Below are 16,658 nucleotides of genomic sequence, written 5' to 3'. Positions count from 1 at the left end.
GCCAGGGGCGGGTTCAGCCGAGATTGAGGCCGGCGTAGATCTCGTTCAATGCGGTGGGTACCAACGCGTTTGCAGTCGTCCTGCCGTCCGGGGACAGCGTCAGGTTCGTCCAAATGACCAGCGCCACATCGTTGTCCGGGTCGTATCCCATAAAAGAGTTGAAGCCGGGCATCTCTCCGCCATGGTAGTGCATCGCGGCGTGGGGCCCGTAGCGCTGGTGGCTGATGCCGTACCCGTACCGCTGACCGTCCGGCTTGGCCGGGTCCTCGGGCCGCAGGCTGTTCAGCCACTGCTGGTGGTAGTCCGCATTGAAGACCTTGCCGGTCACCAAAGCGCGCATCCACGTGGCGAGGTCCGCAGCCGTGGAGATGGCGCCGCCGGCCGCCTGGGCATACGACGGATTCTGGTGGGTGTAATCGACCGGCTTGAGGGTGCCGGCTCGTGCTGCGGCGATCACGTCGGCCGGATAATCCTCGTCGACCATGGCGTACAGCGTCGTTCCGTACATGTACCCGTGCGCATACGGTTCGGGCAGCGTCGTGTCATCGATGGCCGGAAGGAGCGTGTTGTTCATCCCGAACGGAGCGAACAGGCGGTCATGCAACTGCTCCGCCAGCGGGCGGCCGCCCACCTTCTCGGCGACCAGGCCCAGCAGCGCGTAGTTGGTGTTGCAGTACTCGTAGGTGCTGTCCGGCTGGGCGGTTGGCGGATGCGCAAACGCGATCGCCAGCACCTCCTGCGGTGTCCACGCCTTCGCCGGGTCTTGGTCGAGCGCGGTCGAGAGCTCGGGCGCGTCGGTGTAGCAGTAGAGCCCGCTGCGCATCGTCAACAGGTCTGCGAGAGTGATCTTCTCGCCGTTGGGGACACCCGGGACGTAGGCCGATATCGGCGCGTCGAGGGTGAGCTTGCCGTCCTGGGCAAGCAGCACGATCAGCGCGGCCGTCATGGTCTTGGTGTTGGAGGCGATCCGGAAGTGCGTGTCGGGTTGCGGTGGGCTCTGCGCGCCGAGTTCGGTGGTGCCGACCTTCGCGGTGAAGGTGCCCTGCGGAGTCTGCGCCAGCACCAGTGCACCCGGCACCTGAAGCTTCGCCGCCGCGTCTTGCACCGCCGTCTGGAAGTGTGCGGGGTCGATGGTCTTGAGCGCCGCGGCGTGCGGCGCCGAGCACCCGGCCATTGCCACGGTCAGGCACGCCGCCAGGACGAGCCGCAATGCGGTCATGCATCATGGTCGCGCGTCGTTGCGTTCGGCGCGCGGCAACGGCGATTTGAATCCCGGGTCGGGCCTCCGGGCGCCGCCTGCCGAGGGTATGCGACCATAGGTTCCGCGCAGCTGCGCCCGGGGCGGTAGCTCAGTCGGTTAGAGCCGTGGACTCATAATCCATTGGTCGCGGGTTCGAGCCCCGCCCGCCCCACATCAGAGCTGTATGACCTCGGTTGATGCTTGCCATTCTGTGTCGGGCGATAGCAAGGTCGGGGCGTCGCGTCGGACCCGGTCTATCCATACCGCAAAATCGGAAAATCATCGAACGGTGATGCGCTCGTTTCCCAGATCACATCGTCGCGCTTGCCGAGCTGATTAAGCTCCCAGGGTTCCTGAAGCTGACGTCCGATCAGATGTTCATGTTGACTCGATTGCCGCTGAATTACCAATGGCTGTCGTGGACTGCAAACAAAGCGAAGAATTGCGGCAGCGCCGAACGCTTACTGCCAGAGGCAGACCGGAACTGGGTGGGAAAGCAGCTGCACCTGCAGAACCAAACCAGGGATCAGTTGCAAGACATCATCAACAATCTTGTTAAAGCCAACGGAGGATGAGTCGCATGGAGATCGACTTCGATCAAGTGGCTGCTGATTTGACTGTCAAAGGAACCGCGGAGTTGATCACGCCGGATTCTGGCCGAGCCCACGAGGTTCCGGATCGCTGGCGCGGGGTACTGAGCGGAGTCGGCCCTGAGGAACGAAAACAGGCGGCACTATCTCACTGGGACGGTGATTTCTTGGCGATGATCCCGCGGTTCGCCCAGGTGTTGCGGGAACGGCTCATTGATGTCCGAGTTTTTTGGGTAAAGGCCCCTAAGGACAGTTTCTTCATTCTGGTTTATGTGGTGAAGCACAACGAGGACGACTATGTGTGCTGGATGGGGTGGGACCCGGCGAGAACCGGAGATGCCCCCCGGTTCTGGGATACCTTCCCCGACCCGGTACAGAATTTCCTGCGCCACACTCACGCCGGGTTCACCGCAACGGATTGGGAGTCCTACGGTGTCATGCAACCCTCCGAGTTCGTAACCTTCGCTGAATCGACCCGCCAAAAGATCTCGGCACCGAGCTCGACCGACTGATGACCGGCCGGCTGGATGCGTCGTGACAGGGCCACCGTCGCGACCTCCGTATGGGGGCGACCCATTTGGTGGTGACCGGCATCCTCTGTCTGCAACCGGATGGGCGCCGCCACAGCAACTGGCCTACCCGCCAACAGGTTTCGGGCCGAAACCTGGCTACCCTCCTGCTGGATTTCCACCATCGGACGCCTCGCCGAGTCACTCCTATTCGCAACCGAGTTCTCAGGGGTACCCGCAGCCGGGGTATGGGCAACCGTGGTCAGGACATCAGGCGCCGACAGCGCCGCGAAGGTCGCGGCTACTGATCGCCCTGGCGATTACAGTTCCGCTGCTGCTGATCCTGTGTGGCATCGGTGGTTGGATGTGGTTGTTTCGGACCGGGGATAAGGATGCGATCAAGGACGTCGCTTCCCAGTTCGCCGATGCGATCGACACCCAGGATCAGGACAGCTGCTGGCGACGCTGTGCAAGGAAGAGCGCGACGAGGTCACCGAAAGTGAGGGCTTCGATCCTGATGACTCTGGACAAGGGACACCCGACGGCCGTGAACCGTTCGACGTCACCAACGTCACGGTGAAAGGTGACGTCGCAGAGATTCAATTCCAGCGACCGGCGTCCAATCACTCCGGTTCGCTATATCCGCGGAAAGAAGAAGGCACGTGGAAGATGTGCGCTCCCGCGGAAGCAGAATTCACAAAGTGAAGAATCAACTCCCATCCAACGCTCCGACTTCGACTCCCGCGCGGCCAGCAAACGTCTTTGACTGAGGAATCATCGGCTGGCGAGAGAAGTCTCAAACGAAGTTGCGCCCTTGCCTCGCGCCAGCGTCAGGCAGATCATTATCAGCATCCGCAGGGTTGGTGCGATACGGCGAGGTAGGCATGGGGCGCGGGGGAGTCTTCATTGGGGTGGATCAGACGGGCGGTTTGCAGCGCCTGAATGATGCCGCCAAAGGTGCAGAGCGGATGCACGCTTGGGCCGTGCAACAAGGAATGGTCGATGGCACGCAGGCGAAGCTGATCACCGACGCCGCCGGAATTGTGACGCCTGACCAGATCTTCGACGCCATCGATGCCATCACGGGAGGCGCCGGTGTAGAGCAGCTCATTGTTTACTTCGCCGGACACGGCGTGAACATCAGCCGTGGTGAGAAGTGGTTGCTCTCGCGCGCACCGGACAATCCGAATGCGGCTGTGGATCTCGCTGAGACCATCGAATTCGCCCGTTATGGTGACGTCCAGCATGTTGTCTTCATCTCCGATGCCTGCCGCGTGGCACCGGAAGGTATTCAGGCGCAGAGCGTGAAGGGCAGCTGTGTGTTTCCGAACACCGAACCTGATGGCGCGCAATCCAAACCGGTGGACGTGTTCTACGCGTGCGGTCTCGGTCGCACCGCCGCCGAGATCAAGGACCCGGCCGTGGCGGCCGGGAACTACTCGGCGCTCTATACGAACGCCATGCTCGATGCACTGGACGGGACCCGCCCCGACGTACTCGAGCCGGGCGAGACACCAGGCGACACTTTCCATTACGTCCGGCCGGACGGACTCCAGCAGTACCTTCTGAGTGAGCTGACACAGCGGGTCCGGGCGCTGGGCCTACTGGGCCGTGTCAATCAGAACCCGGATGCGATCATCGCCTCGCGTCATCAGTGGCTGGCGCGCCTGACTGCCCCGCCACCGGCTGCGGGCGGACCGCCGATCCCTCCTCCGCCGACGCCGTTATTGCCGACGTTGGGTAGTCTGACAGCCGATCTGGTGCGTTCGGCGGTAGCGACACATCTGGATGTTGCCGACGTGGTGTCTCTGCCCGATCAACTCGACCTGACTCGGGACGCGCCTGTACCCGGGGCCACGGATCTGGTCCTGACCGCCGAGAGGATCGCAGAGCCCTTCGGGCCGAAGGTATTCGAAACTGAGTGCGGCATCAAAGTTCGAGGTGCTCGCATGGTCGACGCGTTCGCGACACGTGCCGAACTCGACATGATCGCACCCGACGGCCAGGTGCTCCGGATCAACGGCATCGACGGGCCGGCCGCCAGCGTGTTGGTCACGTTTGAACGCGGTGACGGAGCTTTGGTGCCGTGCATGCCGGGCTTTATCACCGGCCTGACCTTCGACGATGGCGAACTCGTCGATATCGCATGCGAACCCTGCGAAACCAACTGGCGGTGGTCCCAGTATGCGCAGCGGGCTGATGAGATCCGATCGTTGCGAGGTGTCGCATCGTCGTCCGCCCAGCACGGTCGCTTCCGCCTCGACCGCGACGATGCCCCCGATCTGGCGCGACAGATGCAGTACGCCAAGGGAATCGACCCCACGATCGCGGTGTACGCCGCGTACGCCTATTACGACCTGCAGACCGTCGGGCGGATCGACGAAATGTCGAACGCGCTGCGAGGAGATCTCGGGGTGAGCATCTTCGATGTCGAACTGTTGGCACGCAAGCTGGTCGGCAGGCACGTGACGATCAATGTCCCGGTTGTTCCGTTCGTTCCGTTGCTCTCGCAGGGCTGGCACCTGCTGAACGCGCACGGAATCCGCTTGCACCCGGCATTGGATGGCATCGAACGGACGATGCGGGACTCACTGTGGTCGCTGTTTGGACGCGAAGGAGTTGGACAGTTGCGAAATGCCCTGCAACGTAAGGATGTTCGATGACCCGGGAACTCGTGTTCATTCACGGACGATCACAACAGAACAAGGATGCCGACGCGCTGAAGAAAGAATGGCTCGATGCGTTGGGGGAGGGCCTGGCGAAAAGTGGCCTGACCCTGCCCATTCCCGAGACTCAGGTCCGATTTCCGTACTACGGCAACACCCTGTTCGACCTCAGTGAAGGCAAAACGGTTGCGGAAGCCGCCAAAGTGATCGTGCGTGGGGACGAGACGGACGCCGCCGAGAAACAGTTCGTGCTCGCGATGCTCGACGAGATCCGACGGGAACGCGGCATCTCCGACGAGCAGCTGGCCGAGGTGGCCGGTCAAGACGTCGTCGAGAAGGGTCCACTGAACTGGCCATGGGTCCGCGCGGCGTTGCAAGCGATCGACCGGTTCCTGCCGGAGAGCAGCAGTCCGACGATCGCGCTCTTCACCCATGACGTGTACGTCTACCTCACCGACTCTGGGATTCGGCAGGTCATCGAGGATGGCATCTGTGAGGCCATGAAGCCGGGTGTTGAGACGGTCGTCGTCTCGCACTCGTTAGGAACCGTTGTCGCTTACAACCTGTTTCGGCGCGAAGGCCACCTACGCAACTGGCAGGTTCCGCTCTTCGTCACGGTCGGGTCACCACTGGCCATCACCGCGATTCGCAAGAAGTTGAAGAGTTTCGCACCGACGCGAATCCCGCAGTGTGCCGATGCCTGGTTCAATGCGATGGACCCGCGCGACGTCGTAGCGCTCTACCCGTTGGATGCGAAGAACTTCCCGATTGACCCAGCCGCGCCGGAGATCGAGAACAAGACCGATATCTCGAACAAGACCGAAAACCGGCACAGCATCTCTGGGTATCTGGACGACGAGGTGGTTGCCGCGCGCATCCATGAAGCCCTGACGAAGTAGCCATACTGAGCCGCGATCGTCCTACGGGTGATTATGGGCACCAAAACGACGAATGAGAATCCTGCCTGTCGCCAGGCTCGGGCCGGGCTCAGAACCTATCGACACAGGCGCATGTGTAGTGACCGGTCCCCGCCACAGGATTGTCGAACACCTGCATGCATTCAAATTGCAGAGGGCAGGATATAAGAATATGACAACCCTCCCCGCCGTCGCTGCCGCCGTGTAGGCACCGGTCCGAAGAAAGCATCTCGGGGGCGGCGTCGGGGAACGCCTTGAGGAGCAACTGTGTCCGTTCGTCCTCCGTGCCGGGACGAACGAAACGTTTTCCATTCTGTTCCTCAATGAAGAAGCCGAACGGAAATCGGACGTCACCGAGCGACACCGAGGCTAGCAGCGTGAATGCCAGATGATTGGGGTAATCGGCGCGACTGCCTCTAGGAAAGAATACAACTCCATTACGCTCGAACATTGTTAACTCCCTGGTTTGATTGGACGGAATGCTCAGTGCCATGTGATGCCTAAGGTGACTCCGCAATGGCTGGATAGAGTTGGGGGCTCCCCGTATTCTCTAACGGACTTTGATTCTGATTGGCGGTTGCGCCGATGCCAAGGGCGAACCCGGGAAGAGGTTTTTCTTGCGCGAGACACGTAACGGCTCTAACTGCGAGCTGGCTGCCTGGCGCCGCTGCTCATACTTGTTGCGTGGAGATAGTCACAAAGAAGACCAGCCCACCCACACACGAATGGGCCGCAGCAGACAGTGAAGCGAACTTGAACCCCGAAATTCAATCGCCAAAGAAGTGCACTCGTAGCAAGGGTGGGTCGTTCAAGTCTCCCGGAGAGTGACCGATCACAAATTCGCTATGGCCTGGACATGCACGATCCCCTTCGGGTCCATGGACGACGCCATTGCACGCTAGGCATGCAAACCACTTGTGCTCTCCGTGCGCTTGGTCCCCGTGGTCGCGGTCCAGTACATATGCGAATGAGTGTTCCGTCCCGTGGCCCCCGCCTGCCGGGCATACCCCGAGTGTGCTCCCGTCACTATGGAATGGATCCAAGTCCTTCTGCAAGTAGAGGATGTGGCACTTTTCGCAGAATCTGAAGCCATTGACTTGGTCTGGGCCTGCAGCGCCGCTGTGGGCGACGAAGTATGGAAGTGTGATGTCGCCGTTGTGGCCACCGCCTGCGGCGCACTGCCCTTTGTTGACGTGACCGTTCCAAAACAAAGTGGCGCACTTGCTACAGAACGCCCACTTATCCTGAATATCCATCGCTCCTTCTTCCCCGTTGGTCAGCGGCGTAGCCACAGGTAGCCCTGGTCTGTTTGTACAAGGTCGATTGTGCTTGCGGATCGTTCGGGGGACGCGCGTAGTGGACTACCTGTCTTTTGGCAGCAGATACACAGCAACCAAGCAGCCTTCTCGCGATGGTTGGAGTGGGCTGGCCGACGATGGCGAGGCGAAGCTGATTTCAAGCCTCCGCGAATCTCGTTGCACAGCACAAGGTGACGCAACTGCCGAATCCCGCATCGGACAAGGAGTCTAACGATGCCCCTTGAGGGTTGCCTGCAGCCAGTCTTGACCATTCTGCGAGCCGCATACCCTGACGGGATCGATGACCAAGACTACGACCCGCTGCTGGCAGTCCTTGCCGATGGCATGTGCGAAGAGCCTGGGGAAGGTAATCGCTGTATTCACAGGACGAAACAGATACGTCGTCATCAACGACGCCCCGGCCTCGGCCCGGGATGTTCCTGCTGGTCTTTCGCGCGAAGGGCTGCTGGGGCGGATGTTCGTTTACTCAAAACGCGTGAAGCGACACACTGCGGACGGGACTCAAAGGATCGCCCTCTGACGGATTTCAGTGGTTAGACGCGCTACTTGTAAGTCTGCAGGCTAATAAGCAGCATCTCTGAATTACGCTGAGGCAGACGGACTCTGGGCGGAACACGGACGGAAACGGGCGGGCGGCGGTCTGAATCCGGGCGATGGCGGAAGGCGACGTCGCGTACGTTGTAGCCGCATGCGCGGACTGGGAGGAACTGGCGCAACACGGGCCGCCCTACTGGCGTCCGCGTAGCCCGGCGGGATTGCGGCGCAAGATCGCCGCCACGGCGGGCCCGCAACCGGTACCGAGTACACCTTCGTTATGGCAACCGACGACGGCGAATTGGTCGGGGAACGCTCGCTGCACGGCATTGACTGGTGGAACCCCTTCGCGCAGGTTGGCGTTTTCACACGGGATCCGGCGAACCGTGGCCGCGGTTATGGTCGGATTGGTGTACGGCACGTGATCGACTGGGGCTCAGTTTATCTCGTCTTTCGAGTGCACTAGAAAGGAGCGCCTTTGGCACGCCTTTGTTCGACGGCGTCGTGAAACGGAGTACACCACGGTGCCGTCAGGTCCGGTGCGCCGGTTCGCGTGCGTTCGGACCGCGATGAGTTACAACGAGCTGCACCAGGATGTGCCCGCAACCTCCACGTGGTTCATGACGCCGCGACCGGGGATGGACGTGAGCCGTCGCGATTGCTTTGAGCTGTTGGAGCTTTCAGTCGATGGAAGAGACGATGTAGGGTGCGGCCCGGCAGACGCGCAGCATGTCCACCGCAAACTGGGAGAGCGGAAGCGTGCGACGCCCAGCGGCCGACTTCGTGTCGTCCACGCGGATCAGTCTCTTGCCGGCGCCCTGCTTCAGCTTGCCGGTAACGGTCAGGGTGTTGGCGTCAGCACCGAAGTCCGTCCAGTGATGCGAGTAATTTCGAGCGCCGAAGGCCGGTCGCTATGTCAGCGTGGTCGGGTCGATGAGGACGTCACCCCGGCAAAACGGGGATGCTTCGAGCCTGCGCAACAGGCGTGCGCAGTTCCCCGGCAGTCAGCGCCACTGCGCCGTTGGGGCGAGTCTGGGCGCGCAGGGGCTGGACGTCTCGCACCGGATTGGCGCCGAGCACGTTGGCCATGACTCCAAGTTGCAGAGCAACGCCCAAGATGGTCGTCGCCTGCTTTGCCATCGTGTGTGCTGACTAGTTTTTGCGCCTGCATCTGATGCAGGAACGGTGCGAGGAAGCTGTGGGATATTTGAACTGACTCCAGCTGAACGGCTTTCGTTGTACGAGCGGCTGAGAGGGAACAAAAGACTGCGCCTTTGGGCACCGTGGGTCAACATACGATCGACCTGTGGAACACCACCTGCCACAGGCGGAGGCGGCTGGCGCGAGCACCGCGAGGCCGACTCGCAAGCAGGAGACGTCGAGCCTTTCCACGGGATACACAAAGACGGTGCCGGTCAGCCTGATGGCATTGCAGCGCACTGCGGGCAATCTGGCTGTCAGTCGGATGTTAGCCGGCAATACCCAGACTCAGGTGGTCCAGCGCGCCGATGAAGCCAATCCCAAGACGCTCGACGAGGCCATCAAGACAGGAGACTCCGACAGCCTCAAGCCTTTCCGGCCGTTCCCGCCGATCAATTCGCAACAACTGCTGTCGATCTGCAACATCGTCCTCACCAACATGTGGGTTGGCCCAGACGACGAGAGAACACTCGAAGAAGCGTGGAAGGCCTACGGTCACCAGCCGTCGATGACGCAATCCGATTACGACATGTGGAAGCGATGCGAAGACCGTGGCGCTGAAATCAACAATGTCCCATGGATGAGGATCATGGAGTCCGATTTCGCCTGGGCGACACGAGATCTTGCTGACCGAAATCTGGAGAACAACGCCAAGCACATCTCCGACGAGGCGGGGCGGCTTGGCGTCGCCGTCGACGGTGGTGCTCCTGTTCAGCCCACCGCCGCTCAGGACGCCGCGATGACCGAGCAACAACAACTGGCCAAGCGTGTCACTGACCTCAAGGAGTCGATGCAGAACCTGCTCAAATTGGATGTCGGTTACGCCGAGGGCCCGGTGCCGGTACCGGCCCCGGAGACGCCGACGGACAGCGCCCCTCCGGCCGGTGCGCCCGGAACTCAGGAGCAGTTGCGAAAGCACTTCACCTTCAAGCCCGGCGAGCATCCACCGTATACGCCGGACGGTAACGAACAGTCACCGATGGCCAACAACGAGCAGGTGCAAGCGGCGTACAACGGCCTGGAGAAGGCGATCAACCGCATCCTCAACCAGAATCCGGCGCTGTACGCCCTCGCTTCAATCGGAGGCGATGTCAGCGGAGTGAGTTCTGGAGCACCCGCAGCCCAGGGCCAGCCCGCGACGCAAGGTCACAGCCTTGAGGAAGCCCGCGTGCAGATCCGCGGAGCGTTCACGAAGATCCTGGACAACATCAAAGAGACCCGCGCAAACGTCACGACCCAATCGCTCGGGTTTCAACACCTTCTGCCGGTCCACGAAAAGCTCTACGGCTCCAAGTATCCGAACGCGTTCGACCGCGAGTTCCTGAAGGCATACGTCGTCGATGAAAAGGGCTCTGAGGAGTCAATGAAAGCGGCGCTCGGCTTCGCCACGATGGCCCTGATCATCGCCGTGGAGATCGGCACCGGCGGCGCCGCCACCCCAGTCGTCGGAGCGTTGATCGGCGCTGCATCGTCGGGCGCCGTCGCGGCCAACTCGTGGGATCAGGCGCTTCAGCAGGGCGCCGCTAGCAAGACCGGGTTCAACGACGACAGCGCGGTGGTGAGCAAAGAGGAAGCGAATGACGCAGCGACGACGGCTGCGCTGGACACAGCCGCAGCACTTCTGGACGTGTTCATGCTCGGGCACGCCGCGGTGTCTGGGGTGGCGGCGGCGCGCGTCGCCGGGCTCGTGGCCGCAGAAGAGGTCACCGCGAAGTTGACGAGGCTTTCGGCACTGTCAGCCGAGGAACGCGTCATCGTGGTGGGGCAGGCAATCGAGCGTGACGGCGTCGGCTCTGTCGTCGCTCGTTCCGGGCAGAAGGCCGAGGACCTGCTGACCATCGTGGGCAAAGATACGGCCGCCGGCCGCAGTATCAACGCGTTCATCGCCGCCGGCGGTGCGAAGAGTGCAGATGATGTCGGTGCCACCCTCGCGAAACTGGCGACGTTGGCTCCGACTGACGCCGACCAGGCGCTGTCGCAGGGCATTGAGGTTCTCGGACCGGCGAAAACCATTGAGCGGGCGGGCGGTTGGGCCACTATCGAATCGAAGGCGGTCAACACGGCAAGCGTTCGGCGGCTGGAGAATTGGCGTTCGGAGGTCACGGACGACCTTCAGGGCTTCATGCGCCAACGACGGGCGTCGACAGCTTCGTCGACGGCAGCCGAGGATGTCGAGGCGGCGCGCAACTTCCTGGGAAGTCGAGCAGGCATCGGAGGCGGGGCGGCCGACGAGATCTTGGGAATCGCACTCGGTGAGATGGCCACGATGGAGAAGACGGCCCGACTTGCAGTTGGCGTCAAGAAGTTCTTCCTCGAGCCGGCCGACGCGCGAACACGGCTGAACGCATTGGTGGGCATCGTCAATCCGGTCTTGGAGGAGAAGGGCATCCCCGCGGCGATGGCCATCTTCGACAACAAGGGGTACATGGCATTTGACAAGGGCCCCTGGAACGTTGAGGTTCTCGGCAAGCTGCTGGCCAAGGAAAGACTGACCGATGCAGAATTCGAGGACGTGGTGAGCTGTGCCTACCACGAGGCTCGCCACGCCGAGCAGTTCTGGATGATGGCGCGCATGAAGGCCGCTGAGGGATTGGAGCCCATCGAGCTCGTGGAGGAACTCCGGATTCCCAGGATGGTGGCGGACCAGGCAGTGAACGAGCCACTGGCGGCGGGCAGTGCCGAGTCGAAGGCAGCGCGGGAATGGTACGAGAGCATCTTCGGCGCGGGAGCGGCGGAAAGGAAGCGTATCTACCAGGAGATGGACGATGCCACAGCGCGGTGGCAAAAGCTCAACGCGCAACTCGATGAGATACTGGTCCGCAAACCTCCTGCCTCCAAACAACTTATCGAGATCGCTGAGAAAGAAATGAACGACGCCCGCGATGCAGCATTCGGTTGGGAGCAGCGCTACAAGACCCTGCCGGAAGAGAGGGACGCCTATGCGGTGCAGGCGCGGTTCGACCCCGTCATGAGGCGCGTGAACGCAGAATCGGACGCCGTCCGCGCCAGGGCCGATGCTGCGCTGCTAACCGCGCCTGACTCCTCGCCTCCAACGGTCCCTCAGGGGCGAGGCGCGCGAGGTGCTGAACCATCAGATCTTCCTTCGGGTCCCGCGTCCGATGAGGCGCCGACCTTGCGGGGCGGCCCGGACTCGAATCAGCCGGCAACCGAGCCCATGGGTCCGCTGACAGCCAAATCGCCGCCGCCCGAGATGCCCCAGTCAGACGACGCGCCAACTCTCGCTAAGCCGTAGCCGTAGCGGCATCAGCCGCGACGAGGCGATCGCAGTACGCGAATCAGCACTTTGCGGCTGTCACGGCGTTTCCAACGCCATGTCCCAGAACCACACTTCGAGCTTGAGCACCTCTGCCACCAACGAGTCGTGCCCGTCCGCCGCGAGAGCGGCGAGACCATCGACGTAGGCAGCGAATTCCGGCACCGTCCAATGCTCCACGAACTCTCGGAAGGGCGTGGTCGGTGACGCCGCATGTGTCCAGGCCAGCAGGTACACCCGCTCAATGACCCATAGTGCGGTGACGGCCGCGTCGAAGGGCTCGTTGTCGAGCCGTTGCAGCAGTTCCCGGTAGGCCAGCGTCGCCTGCTGCGGCGCGGCAGGCAGGTCGATGTGGCGCCGCGCGGCCTGGTCCTCGAACCAGTCCAGTTCGGCGACCAATGCCGTGCACCCGCCGACAAGGACCGCCTGCGCAGACCGCGGCGCCCGCGCCAGCAGCCGAGCCTGAAAGGTCAGCAGATCAGCGACAAACAACGCGTCCTGCGCGAGCCATCGGTCGAATGCCGCGTTGGAGACGGTGCCGTCACGAACGGCCTGCAGAAAAGTGTGTTGGGTTGCGGCAGCCCAGAGGTCATCGAACACTGCACGCACTTTAGTCGTAGGAGTGCTGGGTCATGCTCGGCGCCTCTGAGGATTGCTGGCCGCGTCTAGCCGGACGGCAAACCCAGAACTTCTGGCCGAACCTCTACCACGGCTGCCACGGCGGTGCCAGTCTTGGCTGTAGGACACCCCGCGGTGTCCTGCTCGTGAATGCGAGCGAGTCTGGGACTCAAGGGAGGAACACATCATGAACACCATTACCCGCAAGAAACTGGCCACCGCGGCGCGGGCCGCCTGCACGACGGGAGCAAGTGTTCTTGCGTTGGCTACAACCGCTCCGTTGGCCCACGCGGACGATTGTGCACAGTGGGATTTCGGCCAGGGCAACGATTTCTACCAGTCCAACGGTTGGACCATGAGTTTCAGCGGTGCCCAGGTTAATTTCCCCCGAACGCCCTCTGGGACAGCGATAGGCCGGCCATCAAATGACCCCGTGCCCAGGATGCACGGTTCGCCCAAGGGTGTTATCGATGGGAACTTTATCTTCATGGACGTGTACTGGGACAACGGTTCGGTCGGACACTACGAAGGCAATGTGAGAGGTGACGGCACGGCGTCTGGAACCACCTATGACACAACGCACCCCGGCTCCACGGCGACCTGGACGTCGTCGCCGACGTTCGTGTGCGAACCGTAACTGCGCAGTCGAAGCAGAAACGGTGCCTCTCGTCGAGAGGACCTGATACCCATCCCCATTGCCGCGCAGAAGTTTTCGAGCGAAAAGTCCTGATCCAGGTTGGGACACCCGGCTCAAGGGTTGTCGACTCGCTGTGCCCCGGTGGTGGTGATTCGGTAACGGTTTAGCAAAGTCTTCACATGTCGCGTGGGATGTCCCGCGCTGAAAACGACTTTGTTGTTTCCCTGGACACATCAAGGGTAGGAAAATAGTCACCGCGACTCAGATGTGCTGGCGCAGACATAGGGGACGACACATGCGCTTTGTGGCAACCGCGATCACCGTCAGTGCTGCTTGCATCCTTGCGGCGGGCTGTGGCCAGTCACAGGAGCAACCGGCCGCGAAAACGCCGACCACGCCCATGATCACGTCGTTTGCTCCGTTGCCGCTGGCCCCAAAGATCCTGCCCGCGTTGCTGCTTTCGCCGGAGGAGATCAACGCGACCATGGCGGCCGGGGGCATGGTCGTGACGTCGACCAACACCGAAATGTCTGACGACAGCGCGACGATGGAGCCTCGAGATTGTCTGGCGATCGACGGTGCGGTGCAGGCGCCCATCTATGCGAACAGTGGTTACACCAACGTCTTCGATGTGACCATGAGGGAGCCCGACACCTTCGTCCACTACGCCCATCAGGCGGTGGTTCTCTACGGAAGCGCCGATCAGGCCAAGGCGTTCTACGACGCTTCGGCCAAACAGTGGCCCGCGTGCACGCACTACAGGCACACACAGTCCGGCACCCAGTGGGACGTGGCACCCATATCGGACAAGGACGGGATGCTGAGCACCCTCAGCACCCAGTCCAACGCGCAGGCGGGCGGCTGGGCCTGTGGTCGGGCCCTGACCGCGCACAACAACGTCGTGGTCGACGTCAACACGTGCAGCGCCAACCCTGCGGACTCGGCCGTCAAGATCGCCCAACAGATAGCCGCACGGGTCGAGAAGCCGCCGTGGCAGAAACCGTAGGCTCACGCTGACAAGAGTTCGGCGCGGGAGGCATGCGGATTCCCGCCGGAGCACTCCGGTAATCGCGCCAACCGCTATTAGCCGCGCAGCTCAATGGGAACTCCTAAGGACGGCGCCGACGGGCGGCGCCGGACAGGTAACTGGCAGGAGTTGAGATGCCGACTGATTTTCCCGGTGAGGAAGGGCCCTACACCCTCGCAGCCAAATTGATCGGATCGCACCTCGTCGACGGGCAGATGCGTCCCGGCGAGGAGATCGGGTTACGCATCGATCAGACGTTGACACAGGACGCGACCGGCACCCTGGTGATGCAGGAGCTGGAAGCCCTCGGGCTGGACCGCGTGCGCACCGAGCTCAGCGCCCAGTACATCGACCACAATTTGCTGCAGACTGACGAGAAGAACGCGCAGGATCACGAATTTCTGTTGTCCGCGTCCCGGCGGTACGGCGTGTGGTTCTCAAAGCCCGGCAATGGCGTCTCGCATCCGACCCACATGCAGCGGTTCGGCAAACCGGGCGTGACGATGGTGGGCTCGGATTCGCACACGCCGGCCTGCGGCGCGCTGGGCATGCTGGCCATCGGCGTCGGGGGATTGGAGGTCGCGCTCGCCATGGCCGGTCGTCCGCTCTACATCCGAATGCCGGAGATCTGGGGTGTGGAGTTGACCGGCGAACTGCCGCAGTGGTGTTCGGCCAAGGACGTCATCCTGGAGATGCTGCGCCGCCATGGCGTCAAAGGTGGGGTGCACCGGATCATCGAGTACCACGGGCCGGGCGTCGCCACGCTGAGCGCGATGGACCGCCACGTGATCGCCAACATGGGCGCCGAGCTCGGGGCCACCACCTCGGTGTTCCCCGCTGACAGTGCGGTCAGGGAGTTCCTGCGCGCAGAGGACCGGGAGGACGACTACACCGAGTTGCTGGCCGACGATGGTGCGCGTTATGACATCGCCGAACAGATCGACCTGTCGACACTCGAGCCGCTGATCGCCAAACCCACGTCACCGGGCAATGTGGTGCCGGTCCGCGAGGTTGCCGGCGAACCGGTTGCCCAGGTGGTGGTGGGATCGTCGGCGAACCCCGGACTGCGGGACTTCGCCATCGTTGCCGCGATGGTCAGCGGCCGCCAAACCGACAGCGCGGTGAGCTTTGACGTCAACCCGTCGTCGCGCGAAATCCTGGAGGATTTGACGAAGATGGGGGCGACGTTCGAGTTGATCCGCGCCGGAGCGCGGATCCACCAATCGGGGTGCATGGGTTGTATCGGGATGGGGCAGGCGCCCGCGGTAGGCCGAAACTCGTTGCGCACCATGCCCCGCAACTTCCCCGGTCGTTCCGGCACCCGCGAGGACGCTGTGTGGCTGTGCTCGCCGGAGACGGCTGCGGCCGCGGCGTTGACGGGTCAGATCACCGACCCGCGTGATCTGGCCGAGCAGCTCGGTCTGGCCTACCCGGAGTTGAATCTGCCTTCTCACGCGTCGGTGAACACCGCCATGCTGGTGGCGCCGCTGCCCGAATCCGAAGCGCGGCAGGTGGAGTTGGTCAAGGGACCCAACATTTCCGGCCTGCCTGACTTCGACCCGATTCCGGACCACATCGAAGCGCCGGTGTTGTTGAAAGTCGGCGACAACATCTCCACTGACGAAATCTCCCCGGCCGGTCGGGCTTTGCCATTTCGGTCCAACATCCCGAAGCTGGCCGAGTTCACGTTCACCCAGATCGATGAGACGTACCCCGCGCGGGCGGCTGAGATCGCCTCCGGCACTGGGCATGTGATCCTCGGTGGAGAGAACTACGGTCAGGGCTCATCGCGTGAGCACGCTGCCATCACTCCGCGATATCTGGGCCTGCGGGTGGTGATTGCCAAATCGTTTGCCCGGATTCACTGGCAGAACCTGGCGAATTTCGGCATCCTCGCGCTCGAGTTCGCAAACCCGGAGGACTACGACCGAATCGCCCAAGGCGATGTGCTGCGTATCGACGGAGTGCGTGATGCGCTGCGGGCGGGGACGCCGCTGACGGCCCACGACCAGACCCGGCGCATCGACGTCGCGTTGTCTCATCGACTGTCGAAGCGCCAGGTCATGGCCGTGCTTGCAGGCGGAGTGATCCCGCTGCTGGCGGAGTAGGGCCGTAGCGCCTCCACCG

General features: G+C 62.5%; 12 protein-coding genes and 1 tRNA gene. 9 read left to right on the top strand and 4 right to left on the bottom strand.

Translation table 11 applies throughout. The features are described from left to right. Positions 1-13: 13 nt before the first annotated feature. Positions 14-1,219: a serine hydrolase domain-containing protein gene (locus A5784_RS05285; protein WP_064943033.1), complete on the bottom strand. Its 1,206-nt coding sequence runs from the start codon at positions 1,217-1,219 to the stop codon at positions 14-16. A 119-nt stretch (positions 1,220-1,338) separates the two neighbouring features. On the opposite strand from A5784_RS05285, the gene A5784_RS05280 reads away from it, so the two are divergent. The 4 genes from A5784_RS05280 to A5784_RS05255 all read left to right on the top strand — a co-directional run bounded on the left by A5784_RS05280 (position 1,339) and on the right by A5784_RS05255 (position 5,904). After that, a tRNA-Ile gene (locus A5784_RS05280) sits at positions 1,339-1,412 on the top strand. Positions 1,413-1,820: 408 nt separating this feature from the next. Then, the gene (locus A5784_RS05270; protein WP_064943029.1) at positions 1,821-2,342 is read left to right on the top strand and encodes a hypothetical protein; all 522 of its coding nucleotides are present in this window, start codon (positions 1,821-1,823) and stop codon (positions 2,340-2,342) included. Positions 2,343-3,199: 857 nt separating this feature from the next. After that, positions 3,200-5,002: a caspase family protein gene (locus A5784_RS05260; protein ID WP_156750389.1), complete on the top strand. Its 1,803-nt coding sequence runs from the start codon at positions 3,200-3,202 to the stop codon at positions 5,000-5,002. Beyond that, positions 4,999-5,904, top strand: coding sequence for a hypothetical protein (locus A5784_RS05255; RefSeq protein ID WP_064943023.1), 906 nt, complete (start codon positions 4,999-5,001; stop codon positions 5,902-5,904). The genes A5784_RS05260 and A5784_RS05255 overlap by 4 nt, the downstream gene beginning before the upstream one ends. 88 nt (positions 5,905-5,992) lie before the next feature. Here A5784_RS05255 and A5784_RS05250 read toward each other — a convergent pair whose 3' ends face one another. Continuing rightward, positions 5,993-6,373, bottom strand: coding sequence for a hypothetical protein (locus tag A5784_RS05250; protein WP_156750388.1), 381 nt, complete (start codon positions 6,371-6,373; stop codon positions 5,993-5,995). Positions 6,374-7,995: 1,622 nt separating this feature from the next. Here A5784_RS05250 and A5784_RS38155 point away from each other — a divergent pair. Then, entirely contained in the window at positions 7,996-8,241 is a 246-nt protein-coding gene (locus A5784_RS38155) for a GNAT family N-acetyltransferase (protein WP_353651902.1), read from the top strand. 476 nt (positions 8,242-8,717) lie between these two features. Here A5784_RS38155 and A5784_RS38150 read toward each other — a convergent pair whose 3' ends face one another. After that, entirely contained in the window at positions 8,718-8,915 is a 198-nt protein-coding gene (locus tag A5784_RS38150) for a hypothetical protein (protein WP_156750386.1), read from the bottom strand. Between the two features lie 268 nt (positions 8,916-9,183). Here A5784_RS38150 and A5784_RS05240 point away from each other — a divergent pair, with 268 nt between their 5' ends. Next, entirely contained in the window at positions 9,184-12,228 is a 3,045-nt protein-coding gene (locus tag A5784_RS05240) for a hypothetical protein (protein WP_156750385.1), read from the top strand. A gap of 60 nt (positions 12,229-12,288) precedes the next feature. Here the strand turns inward: A5784_RS05240 and A5784_RS05235 are convergent, their stop codons facing one another. Continuing rightward, positions 12,289-12,849 carry a TenA family protein gene (locus tag A5784_RS05235; RefSeq protein WP_064943015.1) on the bottom strand — a complete coding sequence of 187 codons (561 nt, stop codon included), beginning with the start codon at positions 12,847-12,849 and terminating at the stop codon, positions 12,289-12,291. A 205-nt stretch (positions 12,850-13,054) separates the two neighbouring features. Here A5784_RS05235 and A5784_RS38145 point away from each other — a divergent pair, with 205 nt between their 5' ends. The 3 genes from A5784_RS38145 to A5784_RS05225 all read left to right on the top strand — a co-directional run bounded on the left by A5784_RS38145 (position 13,055) and on the right by A5784_RS05225 (position 16,639). Further along, positions 13,055-13,504: a hypothetical protein gene (locus A5784_RS38145; RefSeq protein ID WP_156750384.1), complete on the top strand. Its 450-nt coding sequence runs from the start codon at positions 13,055-13,057 to the stop codon at positions 13,502-13,504. A 295-nt stretch (positions 13,505-13,799) separates the two neighbouring features. Next, entirely contained in the window at positions 13,800-14,510 is a 711-nt protein-coding gene (locus A5784_RS05230; RefSeq protein ID WP_064943013.1) for a sensor domain-containing protein, read from the top strand. A gap of 155 nt (positions 14,511-14,665) precedes the next feature. Further along, positions 14,666-16,639, top strand: a complete 1,974-nt coding sequence (locus A5784_RS05225) for an aconitate hydratase (protein ID WP_064943011.1) — start codon at positions 14,666-14,668, stop codon at positions 16,637-16,639. The last annotated feature ends 19 nt before the right edge of the window (positions 16,640-16,658 follow it).

Origin of the sequence: Mycobacterium sp. 852013-50091_SCH5140682, assembly GCF_001665685.1 — a bacterium.
Classification (GTDB): Bacteria; Actinomycetota; Actinomycetes; order Mycobacteriales; family Mycobacteriaceae; genus Mycobacterium.
The sequence above is the reverse complement of the archived record's forward strand: the minus strand, read 5'-3'. Positions and strand labels throughout refer to the sequence as shown.

Excerpts from the sequence above, each read along its gene's own strand:
- A5784_RS05285 (WP_064943033.1), bottom strand. The coding sequence starts at position 1,219 with ATGACCGCATTGCGGCTCGTCCTGGCGGCGTGCCTGACCGTGGCAATG.
- A5784_RS38150 (WP_156750386.1), bottom strand. The coding sequence starts at position 8,915 with ATGGCAAAGCAGGCGACGACCATCTTGGGCGTTGCTCTGCAACTTGGA.
- A5784_RS05230 (WP_064943013.1), top strand. The coding sequence starts at position 13,800 with ATGCGCTTTGTGGCAACCGCGATCACCGTCAGTGCTGCTTGCATCCTT.
- A5784_RS38145 (WP_156750384.1), top strand. The coding sequence starts at position 13,055 with ATGAACACCATTACCCGCAAGAAACTGGCCACCGCGGCGCGGGCCGCC.
- A5784_RS05270 (WP_064943029.1), top strand. The coding sequence starts at position 1,821 with ATGGAGATCGACTTCGATCAAGTGGCTGCTGATTTGACTGTCAAAGGA.
- A5784_RS05225 (WP_064943011.1), top strand. The coding sequence starts at position 14,666 with ATGCCGACTGATTTTCCCGGTGAGGAAGGGCCCTACACCCTCGCAGCC.
- A5784_RS05255 (WP_064943023.1), top strand. The coding sequence starts at position 4,999 with ATGACCCGGGAACTCGTGTTCATTCACGGACGATCACAACAGAACAAG.
- A5784_RS05250 (WP_156750388.1), bottom strand. The coding sequence starts at position 6,373 with ATGTTCGAGCGTAATGGAGTTGTATTCTTTCCTAGAGGCAGTCGCGCC.